This window comes from Nocardia thraciensis (assembly GCF_054782435.1).
On record NZ_BAAGSM010000037.1, the window covers coordinates 159,463 to 172,513 of the forward strand.

General features: G+C 68.3%; 9 protein-coding genes. 3 read left to right on the plus strand and 6 right to left on the minus strand.

The window, feature by feature from the left end; translation table 11 throughout:
- Positions 1-83: 83 nt before the first annotated feature.
- The gene (locus tag ACYVLQ_RS24750) at positions 84-941 is read right to left on the minus strand and encodes a lytic polysaccharide monooxygenase (protein WP_460699905.1); all 858 of its coding nucleotides are present in this window, start codon (positions 939-941) and stop codon (positions 84-86) included.
- Between the two features lie 624 nt (positions 942-1,565).
- Complete coding sequence (locus tag ACYVLQ_RS24755) at positions 1,566-4,643, minus strand: (Fe-S)-binding protein (RefSeq protein WP_460699906.1); 3,078 nt, start codon at positions 4,641-4,643, stop codon at positions 1,566-1,568.
- Positions 4,644-5,129: 486 nt separating this feature from the next.
- Here ACYVLQ_RS24755 and ACYVLQ_RS24760 point away from each other — a divergent pair, with 486 nt between their 5' ends.
- From ACYVLQ_RS24760 to ACYVLQ_RS24770, 3 genes are all read left to right on the plus strand, one after another.
- Complete coding sequence (locus ACYVLQ_RS24760) at positions 5,130-5,897, plus strand: hypothetical protein (protein WP_460699907.1); 768 nt, start codon at positions 5,130-5,132, stop codon at positions 5,895-5,897.
- Between the two features lie 210 nt (positions 5,898-6,107).
- Positions 6,108-6,947, plus strand: coding sequence for a hypothetical protein (locus ACYVLQ_RS24765; protein WP_460699908.1), 840 nt, complete (start codon positions 6,108-6,110; stop codon positions 6,945-6,947).
- 199 nt (positions 6,948-7,146) lie between these two features.
- Positions 7,147-7,800 carry a hypothetical protein gene (locus ACYVLQ_RS24770; protein WP_460699909.1) on the plus strand — a complete coding sequence of 218 codons (654 nt, stop codon included), beginning with the start codon at positions 7,147-7,149 and terminating at the stop codon, positions 7,798-7,800.
- Positions 7,801-7,818: 18 nt separating this feature from the next.
- On the opposite strand, the gene ACYVLQ_RS24775 is transcribed toward ACYVLQ_RS24770, so the two are convergent.
- The 4 genes from ACYVLQ_RS24775 to ACYVLQ_RS24790 all read right to left on the minus strand — a co-directional run bounded on the left by ACYVLQ_RS24775 (position 7,819) and on the right by ACYVLQ_RS24790 (position 13,036).
- Positions 7,819-8,658, minus strand: a complete 840-nt coding sequence (locus tag ACYVLQ_RS24775) for an NRDE family protein (protein ID WP_460699910.1) — start codon at positions 8,656-8,658, stop codon at positions 7,819-7,821.
- A 122-nt stretch (positions 8,659-8,780) separates the two neighbouring features.
- Entirely contained in the window at positions 8,781-10,133 is a 1,353-nt protein-coding gene (locus ACYVLQ_RS24780; RefSeq protein WP_460699911.1) for a S1 family peptidase, read from the minus strand.
- A gap of 123 nt (positions 10,134-10,256) precedes the next feature.
- Entirely contained in the window at positions 10,257-11,624 is a 1,368-nt protein-coding gene (locus ACYVLQ_RS24785) for a S1 family peptidase (protein ID WP_460699912.1), read from the minus strand.
- 176 nt (positions 11,625-11,800) lie between these two features.
- Positions 11,801-13,036, minus strand: coding sequence for a hypothetical protein (locus ACYVLQ_RS24790; RefSeq protein ID WP_460699913.1), 1,236 nt, complete (start codon positions 13,034-13,036; stop codon positions 11,801-11,803).
- Positions 13,037-13,051 lie beyond the last annotated feature (15 nt).

The window sequence follows — 13,051 nt, forward strand, 5'->3', positions numbered from 1 at the left end:
AGTACCGCAACCGCATTCGTTTCCCTCATCCAGCCGGTTCGTCCGGTTATCGACAGCCCGGAATCATGCTGTCGAGGACCGGATTACACCTTCTGCCAGAGGGCGGGCGTGGCCGAGGGGGTCCAGCCCGGGTCGTGGGCGGTGTGCGACTGCAGGCACTTGTACTGCGCGCCTTCGTAAGTCACCGTGTCGCCGATCTTGTAGTCGCCGCCCTGCTTCCATGCCTGGCCCGCCGGGGCGGAAGTCGGCGCGGAGCTGGTGGTCGGCTGCGAGGAGGTCGTCGGCTGTGACGAGGTGCTGGGCTGCGCCGACGTGGTCGGGTGCTCGTGTGTGGTGGTCGCCGGAGCGCTGGTGGTCGGCTGCGTCGACGTGGTCGGGGCCGTGGTGGTCGGGGCCGTGGTGGTCGTGCCGCCGCCCGAGCCGCCGTCCCCGCCACCGATGTTCAGGTCGACGCAGGAGTAGAAGGCGTTGGAGGTATCGCCGATGTTCCAGACGGCGAGCAGCTTCTGCTTACCGCTGAACTTGCTGAGGTCGACCGAGTGCGTCACCGTGTCGCCGGGCAGTTCGTTCTTGCCGTCGACCTTGGCGACCTCGGTGTCCCCGATGAAGTACTGCCAGTCGGAGGTCCGGTGCTGCGCGGTGTTCGTCCAGGTGAAGTCGACCTTGCTGCCGACATCCTGGACCTTCCAGCCCTTGCTGTCGTCGTCGAGCTCCGGGTACTTGTTCGCGCCGCAGCTCTTCAGGCCCTTCGGGCCCTCCACGCTCTGTGGTTCGTAGCTGATGTCGCCGCAGGACACCTGGCCCTTGGCGCATTGGGCCTGGCGGCTCAGCGGCGAGGAGACATAGCCGTGCGCACTCGCGGTGGCGGTGGGAAGCACGGCGATGAGGATCGGTGCGATTCCGGCGGCGGCGCCGACGATGGACAGCATTCTTTTGCTCACTGATGCTCCTTGTGAGAGATTGTGGGACAGCGCAGCCGGCATGCCGCCCCGTGATCGCTATGTGATTGTCCTGTGATGCGGTCAGGACTATTTTGCATGAAAACAATGCTCCAAAACCTAGGCATTCAGAACCTAAGTCGCAGCAATCTGTCAGTCAAACGATTGATGGGGTACTCGTCACAGGTGGGCCGTTGTCCAAAAGTTGACCACCGTAACTACCTGCTGAAATAGCGATAACGGATTGCCGGCGGCGGATCGCGCCATACTTCTGGTCGGTCGTCTTATTTGCTGGACAGCAAACTCTTCGGCTAGCTCATAACCCCTTGTGCTGCAAGTATCCAGCGTGAACGGAATGTGAAACCGTTATGGAAGCGGATTTCGTTCGAAACTACAGTTGCCCGACCCCCGCGGTGTCTCGGCGGCGGGAGGCGGTCGCGGCTCCGGGTCGTCGGGCCATCGGCCGCGGTGCCGCTCGGGTGATCCGGCTCGTGCCGCGGTCGGCTTCCGGGTGGCCCTGCGTGGGAAGTGGCCGGGGCCGACGGCGGTACTCCCGCCCCGGCGCCGTAGCACGAAATGAAATTGCCCCATCGCAAGCGATGGGGCAATTTGCGCGCGGCCTTTCCGTCAGTTCTTGCGGCCGGGTGCCTTGGCGCCGGATTTGAAGCCGAGACCGCCGGGCTTGGCGGTCGGCGGCGGTGTGCCATTGCCCTTGTCCGAGGGTGACGACTCGGCGGGCGTTGCCGACTCGGAGACCGGCGCCTGTTCGGAAGCCGGTGCCTGTTCGGAGGCTGCCTCCCCGTCTGCCGAATCCTTCTCGGCCGCAGCCGGTTCGGGGGCGGGTTTGGGCGCACCGGGCGCCTTCGCTCCCGGCTTCTTGAAGCCGGACTTCATCGCCAGGCCCTTCGGCGCCACGGTCGGCTTGGTCTCGCTCGGATTCGACTCGGCGGCAGCGGTTTCCGTCGCCGGTTCGGCCGAGGCCGTCTCCTCGGCCGGGGTGGGCACCGCCGGGGCCGCGGGCTTGGCACCGGGCGCCTTGGCCGCGCCCTTCATGGCGAGGCCCTTGCCGCCGGGGGCCTTTGCCTCGCCCTTCATGCCGAGGCCCTTGCCGCCGGGCGCCTTCGCTCCGCCCTTCATGCCCAGGCCGCCGGGCTTGGCGGCGGGTGCCGCGGGAGCCTCGGTGGTCTCGGCCGATTCGGTGGCCGGGGCGGCCTCGGCCGCAGGCGTTTTGGCTCCGGGGGCCTTGCCGGGGGCCTTTGCGGCGCCCTTCATACCCAGGCCCTTACCCGCCCCGGCATTCGCCGGGGATGCGGAGGAGCCCGGGGAGGTGGACGAGGCTGGGGAAGTGGACGCGGAGGTGGACGAGGCCGGGGAAGTGGAGGACGCCGGGGTGGCGGACTCGGCCGCGGGCTCGGGTGCCGGCGCGGCCTGCTTGGGCTCCTGGATCACCTTCAGGTTCTCCGACAGGGTGCCCGGCTCGGCCCGCTCGATCGAGTTCAGCATCAGCTGCGCCACATCGACGACCTCGACGCCCTGGCCGACCTCGCCGGAATCCTTTCGCGCGGTGACACCGTCGGTGAGCATCACGCGGCAGAACGGGCAGCCGGTGGCGATCATCGAAGGCTCGTTGCCGCCGCCCAGGGCCGCCAGCGCCTCATCGGTGCGGTCGAGGTTCACGCGCTTGCCGAGCTGCTCCTCCATCCACATGCGGGCACCACCGGCGCCGCAGCACATTGACCGCTCGCCGTGGCGCGGCATCTCGGTCAGCGTCGCGCCGGACGCGCCCATCAGCTCGCGTGGCGCGTCGTAGATCTTGTTGTGCCGCCCCAGGTAGCACGGGTCGTGGTAGGTCACCTTCTCGCTCACAGGGGTGACCCGGATCAGCTTCTGCTGCCGCACCAGACGGTTCAGCAGCTGGGTGTGGTGCACCACCTCGTAGGTGCCGCCGACCTGCGGGTACTCGTTGTTCAGCGCGTTGAAGCAGTGCGCGCAGGTGACGACGATCTTCTTCTTCGCCTCCTCGACCCCCTCGAACACCGAGTTCAGCGTCTCGATGTTCTGCATCGCCAGCTGCTGGAACAGGAACTCGTTGCCCGCGCGCCGCGCCGAGTCGCCGGTGCAGGTCTCCTCCTGGCCCAGCACCATGAACTTCACGCCCGCGGTGGCCAGCAGTTCCGCGACCGCCTTGGTGGTCTTCTTCGCGCGGTCCTCGTACGCACCGGCGCAGCCCACCCAGAACAGGTACTCGTAACCCTCGAAGCTCTCGGCATCCTTGCCGAACACCGGAATGTCGAAGTCCAGCTCGGAGATCCAGTTGAGCCGGTCCTTGGCGTTCTGGCCCCAGGGGTTGCCCTTGTTCTCCAGATTCTTGAACAGACCGGCCAGCTCGGAGGGGAACTCCGATTCGATCAGCACCTGGTAGCGGCGCATATCGATGATGTGGTCGACGTGCTCGATATCCACCGGGCACTGCTCCACGCACGCGCCGCAGGTGGTGCAGCTCCACAGCACCTCGGGGTCGATGATGCCGCCGACGTCCTCGCCGCCGACCAGCGGGCGCTCCGCCTCGGCCTTCGCGGCATCCGAAATCTTCGCCAGCGCGGCCTCGTTCGGCTTGCCGTCGGCGTCGACCAGGCCGACCTCGTCGCCGCCCCCGTCTTTCAAAGACCCAGCCTTGCGGCCACCGGCCAGCAGGTACGGCGCCTTCGCCACGCCGTGGTCGCGCAGCGACATGACCAGCAGTTTCGGCGACAGCGGCTTACCGGTGTTCCACGCCGGGCACTGGCTCTGACAGCGGCCGCATTCGGTGCAGGTGGTGAAGTCCAGCCAGCCCTTCCAGGAGAAGTCCTCGACCCGGCCCGCACCCAGGGTGTCGCTGTCGGGGTCGATCTCCTCCATGTCGACCAGGGCCTTGCCCTTCGACATCATCGGCTTCGCCGCGCCCAGTGCGACGCCGCCGTCGTCCTCACGCTTGAAGTAGATGTTGAAGAAGGCCGCGAAGCGGTGCCATGCGACACCCCAGTTGATATTGCGTCCGACCAGCAGCAGGAATGTGCTGCCCGAGACCATCTTGACGAAGGCGAAGACCGACACCATCGCCACGCTGGACGGCAGCAACTTGGCCACCTGCATGGTGAAGAAGTCGCTCCACACGGTGGCGTGGCCGTAGGTGGCGATCTTCCCGGCCTTGACCAAGGTCATGCCCAGGCCCTCGATCAGCACGATCAGCTCGATCGTGTAGGCGGGGCCGAACTTCGAGCCGCTGAACCGCGACAGCCGCTCCGGCACCCGCGGATGATTGAGCTGGCGGATGACGATCAGCGTCACGATGCCGATCACGGTGCCGATGCCGAGCAGTTCGTCCCACAGGTGGTAGATGCCCCAGTCGCCGATGATCGGCCAGTGGAATTCGGGATCGAACGTCTGCGGATACGCCTCGAAGTACAGGATGAACCCGCCGAGGAACCCGATCATCACCAGCCAGTGCGCCCAGCCGACGGTGCGGAATTTGTTCATCCGAGTATGCGCCAGGAACTCGACGAGCATCGTCTTGATGCGCGGGAAGAACGGCCTCCAGCGGTCCGGGGCGGGCTGTCCGATCATGATGGCGCGGACCATCTTGCCGACGCCGCCGAAGAATGACGCCCAAGCCACAAGGCTGAACGCCACTCCAATCACGCCCAGCGTCACTGTCAGGGCATTCATGTCGCGACCTTCCTTCGGTTCAACGAGCATCCAACGGCGGGGCTGTTGCCGTGGACGGTTGCACGCATCTTAACGTCCAGTAAGTTACCCGCCGGTAACTTACATGTCTACCCTATGATCTCAGCCGGGAAACGGCCCCAGATTGCTGGGGCTTGACCCTTGCCGGATGTGTGACCGTGCACACTTTTCGGTTTGGATTTTCGGCGGGGCCGCCCTGGGTATTTGCTCGGGCGTGGTTCGGCTATCACGGTAAAACCCGGCAAATCCGGCCCATAACGCAGGACAGGCTTAGTTCCACTGGCGGAAAACGGATCTCGCTTCTCGCCAGCTATTGAACTAGGCTCACCTCGTCCTGCCTGCTGTACGCATCATCACACCGCTCGGGGAGGGTCTCGCAGGTCGCTCGGACGGAGCAGCGACTTGAGGGATGCGTGGGCTCTCGCGGTTTGATGCGTGCCGCTACCTGATGATGGATTGGATAACCGAATGAAGTTCCGCAGCGCTACTGCGGTGGGCGCCTTGGTGATCGGCGCCCTGACCGTGGGTTTGGGCACCGCCCACGCCGAACCCGCGGCACCGGCCGAGAAAACGATCGGATACTCGGTCAAGCAGGAAGACAAAGCCGCCGTCGCCCGTCTCGGAGCCGGCGGCACCTTCGAACTGACGAAGACCGAGGCACCCGCGGCGCCGAACGCCACGGCAACCGAGATCGCCGGCAACCCCGCGGAAGAGTCGGCGACCCTCGTCAATCTCAAAGACGACACGGGCAGCACGGTTCTGAGTTTCCCGCTGGCGTACTCGATTGCCGGACAGCAGATTCCGGTGAAGGCGGAGGTCAAGGACGAGGGCAAGACCCTGGCGGTCACGCCCGAGCGACCGGCCGGACTGCCGACCGACCAGCCGCTCAACGTCAAGCCCGTCGTCAAGCCGGTGGCGTCCAACGTCGAGAACCAGCGGGCGCTGGGTGAATTCTCCACGTACTTCGGACTCGCGACCGCGATCGGCGGATTCGTCGGCACCGCGATCGGCGCGGTGGTCGGCTGTGCCCTCGGGCTGCTCGGTGTCATCGTCGGATGTCTCGTCGGTCTGCCGACCGGCGCGGCCATCGGCGGCATTCTCGGGACCGTCGCGGTCGGCGGGCCGACGCTGGTGGCCGCGGGTGTCGAGCTGATGAACACCCTGAACGCCCCGGCGGGCACCACCCGCTACACCGACGAGGCCATGAAGCAGCAGCAACAGCAGCCGCCCGCCTAGTCACTCTGTTCGATCCGAACCGGCCCGCTCTTATAGGGAAGAGCGGGCCGGTTCGCGTTCGGGGACAGTGCGTCGGCGGGATTCGACTAAGCTCGCCTCGACGCATGCACCGTACGTACCTTCATCCGCGCGGCACTGCCGGTTCGCGCGAGGTGAGGCTCACAGGGCGAAGGTACGCACGATGCGTCCTGATGAGGGATTGGAAGATCTATGAAGTTTCGCGCAATGACCGCGGTCGGCGCCGTGGCCATCGGTGCCCTGACCGTCGTGGCGGGTACCGCACACGCCGACCCGGCTACGGCCGGACCGCAGGGCGATTACATCGATTACGGGTCGGTGGTCGAGGGTCAGACGGTTGTCACCAAGCTCAAAGGGGGAACGTTCGAGCTGGTCGACAGTCCGTCGGCCGCTCCCGGCGAGGCGCAGCAGGTCCTCCGTGTCGCGAATCGCGTCGGTGCCGTGGCGCTCGAGATGCCGCTGAGCTTCCGCGTCGGCGGCGTGCCGGTTCCGGTCCACGCCACGGTCGAGGATGCCGACAGGGTCCTGAAGGTGACGCCGGAGAAGCCGGTCGGTCTCGACACCTCCCGCCCGGTCACCGGCATCGTCCAGCCGATCGCGTCGGATATCGAAAATCAGCGCGCGATCAACGATTTCACGACGAAGCTCAGCCTCGGCGCGGGAGCCGGAACGGTCATAGGCGCGGTGATCGGGGTAGTGCTCGGCATCGGAGTCGGCGCGGTGCTCGGCCTGGCCACCGGCGCCGCGGTCGGATGTGTGGCCGACGCCGTGACCCTCTGTGTTCCCGGACTCGTCGTCGGCGGTCTGATCGGCGCCGTCGCCGGAACCGTCGCGGGCGCGGTGGGGCTGGGAATCGTCGGCGCCGCCATCGGCAGCGGGCCGACAGTGACCACCGCCGGTGTCGAGATGATGAACACCCTGCAGGCGCCGCCCGGGACCACGCCGTGGGCCGATCCCGTGGGCCCGCCGTCCCGGCCGATGGGGCCGGTGCCCGACGGTCCGCCGATGGCGGACAACACCAAACCGCGGTAACGATCACTTCGTCGAACCGGCCCGTTCTCCCGCGGAGAGCGGGCCGGTTTCGTTGTGAATATCGCTGTCCCGGTTGCTATCCGCCGGATTGTCCGAATCGGTCCCGCGCCGGGTCGGCGTCGGCTACGCTCACGGCGTTCTGTGCGGTGTTTGTGCACTTTACACACGTCGCGCGGCCGCTAGGGGATTGGAAGATCGCATGAAGTTCCGCAGCGTCACCGTGGCCGCTGCCGTGGTCGTCGGCGCGATGACCACGGTTCTGGGCACCGCCCACGCCGAACCCGCTTCCGTCCCGCATTCCATCGATTACTCGGCGCAGCTGGTGGACAAGACGGTCGTCACCAAGCTCGCCGGGGGCACCTTCGAATTGCTCGACAAGCCCGGGGAGACCAGGCAATTCGTCGGTATCAAGGATTCCGCGGGCGCCGTGGCCCTCGAATTCCCGCTCGACTTCCGCGTTTCCGGCGCGCCGATTCCGGTCCGACCCATGCTGCGGGAAGACGGCCGGGTCCTCGAACTGACGCCGGAGCAGCCCGTGGGCTTCGTCGCCTCACCGCTCGAGAACGGCCGCGCCATCAACGATTTCTCGTCCCGGCTCGGAGTCGCCGCCGCGATCGGCGCCCTGATCGGCGGGGCCATCGCCGGTGCGATCGGCTGCGTCATCGCCGTTCTGATGCTGTGTGTTCCGGGCGCGATCGTCTTCGGCGCGGTCGGCGCCGTGCTGGGTGCGGTCGCCGGTGGCGGGCCCGCGGTGGTCAGGGACGGTGTGGAACTGATGCGGACGCTGCAGGCGCCGGACGGCACCACGCCCTGGGCGGATCGGCCGGAGGCGGCCGCGAATCCGGCGAGCTGACCGGTACCGGACGGACCGTCACACCGGTAGCTCCAGGCTGCCGGTGAACGATACCTCGCCTCGGCGCCGCCCGAGGCGGCCGAACGACCGTTCGGCCACCGTGAAGGCGCCGTCCTCGCGGACCAACAGCACTGTGCTGCACCGGGTCCCGTGCATGGCATCGGCGACGAAACGGGCCGAGACCGCCCGCTCGCGCCGCTGCGACAGACCGGTCCGCGGCAGTTCGCCGTCGGGGGCGACGGTGCGGTCGGACAGCACGTCGAAATAGCCCGCCACATCGCCGGGCTCGGAATCGATCACCGTGCGCAGGGCCGCGAGTCCGTCGCGGACCTTCGGCCAGGCCGCCGCCCCGTTATCGGTGTGGATCACGGCGGCGCCGTTCTCCGCGGAGCCGAGCAGCGCGCCATTGGACACCCCGTGCAGGCCCGCGGCCAGTTCCAGCGGCGCGTGCGCGCTCCGATTGCTGTGCCACCACAGCGTTTCCAGATCGGAAACCACCAGGTTGTAGCCGTTGTGGTCGTCCGCCGCCGCCGCGACGCCGCGCACGAACTTCTCGGGACCCACGTCACCGTGCAGATAGTCGATCAGCAGCGCGCCGCGGGAACGGGCGTCGGCGCGCGCCTCGTTCGGCCCGCGCACGTTCGTCACCGTGGCGAAGCGGTACCGCGACGGCAGCAAGCCCAGCCAGGTGCCGGGAATCGCGTTGCCCGCCCCCAGATCCCGTCCGGCCAGCAAACCCGGCTCCTCGGGCCACCACCGCATCGATTCGGTGGGGCGGGAGTAGAACTCGTCCCGGTTGGCCGCCACGATCAACCGGTACTGCGGGTGAGCCCGCCAGCCCACCAGAACCAAGCACATGACTCCAGCATGCCCGACAGCACACGGCCCGCGATACGGCCCTGCGCTGCCGCTGGACTGCCCGGCACAGTGAAAGGGCCGACGGCGTGGTCGCCGTCGGCCCTTTCACCGTCGAATGCCGCTCAACTGGTGCGCACCCGCAGACCCGGGTTGTCGGAGAGCACCACGCTCACCGGCTGCGCGAACAGCTGCGGAGCGTTGCCCGTCAGCGCTCCGATGATGTTCGGGATCTCGCAGATCGGGTAGTCGGCCACCGACGAGGCGCTGGAGATGCCCAGGGCCTGGGTGCCGGTCACGATCGGGCCACCGCTGTCACCGGGCAGCGCGCAGATGTTGACCGAGAACGCCTGGGTGAGGTCGCGATCGCCGACCTGCACCGTCTGGTCGACCGCGTTCACCACGCCGCAGGAGAAGCCGGTGCGCGAACCCGACTTGCAGACCGGGGCGCCCACGACCGGCGTGGCCACCCCGGTGATCGCGATGGGCGCGCCGTTGCCCTGGCGAACCATGTTGTTGGAGAACCGATCCCGGGCGGCGTTGTCGATCGCGACGATCGAGTAGTCCTGCTCGCCCAGCACCGACTTCTGGAACGTGCCCAGCTGCGCGCCGGTCTTGTTGCCCGGCAACAGTTCGAACATGCCCGGCGCGTTGGCGGTGCCCGCCGCGGGGATGTTCGGATCGCAGTGACCCGCGGTGATGTTCACGATGTTGTCGTTGCGGTCCAGGCCGTTGAACCCGGCCGAGCAGACCAGCTTCATCTTGCCCGCCACCGACGCGTAGCCGTCGCCGCCCGCGTACGGGCCGGGGCCCTGCTCGCCGGCGATCGGGGTGGCCTGCGCGACGTCGGCCTCCTCCGGGCCCACCGGCGCCTTCGGCATCACGATCACCCGGGCCGGATCGACGAAGCCCGGCATCGGCAGCCCGGCCTTCTCCACTCGCACGGCGATGCTGTTGTTCACGGTGTCGACGACGACGCCGCGCACCGCCTGGGCGACCGCCTCCGGCTGCGTCGAGAGCCACTGCTGGAAGGCGTTCTTCTCGCTGCGGAGCACCGTCTCGCTCTTGGCGACGTCCTTGACCTGGAAGCCGGCGTCCTGCGCCGACTTGCGGGCGGCGTCGGAACCCTGCCCCTGCGCCACCGCCACCACGGCCTTACCGGCCTCGTCGAGCCACGCGCCCGCGAACGCCTGTGGGTACTGCCGCTGCGCGTTGGTGGCGAAGGCGCCGACCTGCTGCGCGACGTCGGCGCGGTGCATGTACTCGTCGGGGGAGATGTGCAGATCCCGGGTAACGGCCGAGATCAGATCGGCGGGCAGGGCGGGCGCCGGAGCGGGTTCCGCGGACGCCGTCGCCGCCAGTGGTCCGAGGACCAGCATCGACGCCGCGACCAAGGGGAGGGCGCGGCGATTGCGGCGGCGGATGTGCGGGTGCCGACCCGCGACGGGCGGCGAAAGACGGATGCGTGGCAGGAGCATGTGCCGACTATATGGGTTGTGCACGGTTATGCCTACTTATCCCGGGGTCTATTTCGGTTGACACTCGGACATACCGACACAGTGTCAGGGTGTTACGCGAATAGTTCATCATTCGTTCGGCTTTCACCCGGCGTTCGGGCGGGTGCGAACCGAGACACCGGAGCCGATTCCGCCCTCGGAGGCGGCGTCGATGTCGGCGAGGATCGCCCGGATCGGAATTCCGAGCGATGCGGTGCCACCATACTGTGCCAGACCGATATTGGCCTCGCCGCAGTCGGGCGCGTCGGCCGCATTCGACCCGCTGGTGATGCCCAGCGCCAGCGTGCCGGACACGATCGCGCCGCCGCTGTCGCCGCCGAGCGTGCAGGCCGAGCTCGCGAACCCGCGCACGGTCTTGGATTCGCCCGTCGAGGTGAACAGCTGCGTCTCCACGCGGTCGGCCACCACGAATCCACAGGTGAATGTGGAGGATTGGCCCGATTTGCAGATCGGCGCGCCGACGACGGGCTCGGCGGTGCCGGTCACGGTGAGGGTGGTGCCGTTGGCACCGCGCACCGACGGCTGGTCCATCCCGGCCTTGACCGCGCGCTCACTCAGCTTGATCACCGAATAGTCCAGGCCGCTCTGGCCGCCCACCCGGGCGCGCACGAAGGTGCCGAGCTTCGGGCTGGCCTTGAGGTCGCGGATATTGGGCAGGTAGACGTCGGCCTGGCCGTCGCCCTTGTCGAGATTCGGATCGCAGTGTCCCGCACTGATATTCAGCGCGTTGCCCGCGGCGTCGGTGCTGTTGAAGCCGAAGGAGCAGACATCCACCGCCTTCAGCTCCGCATTGTCGAGTGCGGTCGGCGCGCTGATGTAGGTGTCGCCCGCCATCGGGCGGCGCTCCACGGGACCGCCGCCGTCGGGCGAGAGCACCACCTTGACGTTGGCGATCAGCGTCGGCAGATTGAGCAGATGCCCGGCCGGGGTGTTGGCGACGTTGAGCACCAGCTGGCTGTTGAGGAAATCGACGGCCACCGAGTTGATGGCGGCGGAGATCTCGCGCGGCAGGCCGCCGATCCAGCCGACGAGCTGATCGAGCGAGGACTCCAGACTGTTCGCGGAGATCGGCGCGAGCCGCGTCTGATAGCCGTCGGAGGCGGCGACGTGCGCGGCGTCGAGCGAGGTGACCGCGACGACCGGTTTGCCGTCCGGGGCCATCCAGGCGCCCGCGAAATCGTCGGGGCGCTCGGAGCGGAACTCCTGGGCGTAGGTGCGCAGCTGCTGTGCGCGCGCGGAACGGTCGAGGTATTCGGCCGCTGTCATCTTCAGGTCTCGGGTGATCGCCTGCGTCAGTTCCAGGGGCAGCTGATCGGCGTTGAGCTGCACCGCATTCGGGGCCGGTTCCGCTAGCGCAGGCTGAGAGCCGATCCAGGGACCTAGGAGAATGGTCGAGGCGAACGCAACCGCGGCAGCTTTGACCGTGGCGCGACGCGCCGGCAACTTGCGCATGAAGTCCCTTCGTCAGGCACCGTTGTGCCAGGTGAATCCGCGGGCGGTAAACCGTTGTGGGGCACCGGCCCTCGTCCTGCAGCAGACCGAGTGTCCGGTCGGGCGCCGGAGACTCGGGTCAGCGCTTCACTTTAGGGCACAAATGCGCGGAGTTCGCTACGAAACGATCACGGAGTTCAGCGGTAGGGCTTATCCAGCGTCGGGTACGGCAGCCAACTCGGGATAGGCACGTACGGCAGCAGCGGAGTCGGGGTGCGCCGCGGTGTGGTGGGAGTGGGCCGGGGGGTCCGCGTCGGCGAGGTGGTCGTCGGCGGCGGCGGCGCGGGCTCGGTGGTCGGCGGTGGCGGCGGGGGAGCGGGTTCGAGGGTCTCCGGCTCCGGGGCGGGTACCACGATGACGGTCGTCGGCGGCGGGGCCACGAAGACGGGCGGCGGGGCGGCGGTCGTCGGGACGGGCTCGGACCGGGCGTTGGGTAGCGGTGGGACGGGGGTGGCGGGCTCGTCGCGCATCAGCAGCATCCCCACACCGCCGAGCACCAGGCCGCAGACGGCGGCGGCCGCGACCAACAGGAGGGTGCGGCGGTTGCGGCGGGATTCCGCCGGTGGTGTGGACGGCGGTTCGGCCGCGGTCGACGCCGCGGCTCCGGCCGCCGCAGCGGCGGGGTTGTCCGCGGGTGCGGCCTCGGAGTAGGCCGTCGGCACGCTGGCCGAATAGGCCGTCGGAATATCCGCCGAATACGCCGCGGGCATGGCCGCGGAATAGGCCTGCGCCACAGACCCGTCGGCGGAGAGTGCGGGGAGCACATCCGTGGCGATCAGCGAATTCTCGGTGTGGGTCGGATCCGGCGGGGTGGTTCCGGCCGGAGTGGCCAAGACGGCCGCCAAGGCGGCGCGTGCGGCGTTGCGGGCGTAGTCGCGGCCTGCCGTGTCCGGCGCCCCCGGGGTGCTCCCGCTCTCGCCCGGGGGGTCGGGTAGGTCGCCCTCGCTGACCAGCACCACCGAGCGCAGGCCGAGATAGTCGAGGGCGTCGCGCAGCGCGCTCACCTGCTGGGCGGGCCAGTCCGCCGGGTGCGTGGCGTAGAACTCCGCCGGGCCGTCGAGATGGTCGGCCGCCAGGTTGATCAGGCAGAACAGCGCGGTCGCGACCAGGTCCTCGGCGCGGTAGGCCTCGCCGTCGTCGACCGAGATACCGGCCGGGTCGCCGACGGCCGCGAAGAATTCGGTGATGGAGTGGGAGTGTCCTTCCGGCGGGTCGCCGCCCAGCGCGGCATCGCCGTCGTCGGACATGTGCAATACCGAATCGCGGACGATGTAGTGGGGTTCGGTCGGATCGTCGTCCGGTTCACCGGCTCCGGCAACGATGGCCGCGATGCATTCGTCCTCCGCGATGCGCAGGCCCACCCCTGTGGCCATCCTCTTCTACCTCGC

Bases quoted from the DNA above. Each gene is read 5' to 3' on its own strand.
- ACYVLQ_RS24755 (WP_460699906.1), bottom strand. From the start codon at position 4,643: ATGAATGCCCTGACAGTGACGCTGGGCGTGATTGGAGTGGCGTTCAGC.
- ACYVLQ_RS24760 (WP_460699907.1), top strand. From the start codon at position 5,130: ATGAAGTTCCGCAGCGCTACTGCGGTGGGCGCCTTGGTGATCGGCGCC.
- ACYVLQ_RS24765 (WP_460699908.1), top strand. From the start codon at position 6,108: ATGAAGTTTCGCGCAATGACCGCGGTCGGCGCCGTGGCCATCGGTGCC.
- ACYVLQ_RS24770 (WP_460699909.1), top strand. From the start codon at position 7,147: ATGAAGTTCCGCAGCGTCACCGTGGCCGCTGCCGTGGTCGTCGGCGCG.
- ACYVLQ_RS24775 (WP_460699910.1), bottom strand. From the start codon at position 8,658: ATGTGCTTGGTTCTGGTGGGCTGGCGGGCTCACCCGCAGTACCGGTTG.
- ACYVLQ_RS24780 (WP_460699911.1), bottom strand. From the start codon at position 10,133: ATGCTCCTGCCACGCATCCGTCTTTCGCCGCCCGTCGCGGGTCGGCAC.
- ACYVLQ_RS24785 (WP_460699912.1), bottom strand. From the start codon at position 11,624: ATGCGCAAGTTGCCGGCGCGTCGCGCCACGGTCAAAGCTGCCGCGGTT.
- ACYVLQ_RS24790 (WP_460699913.1), bottom strand. From the start codon at position 13,036: ATGGCCACAGGGGTGGGCCTGCGCATCGCGGAGGACGAATGCATCGCG.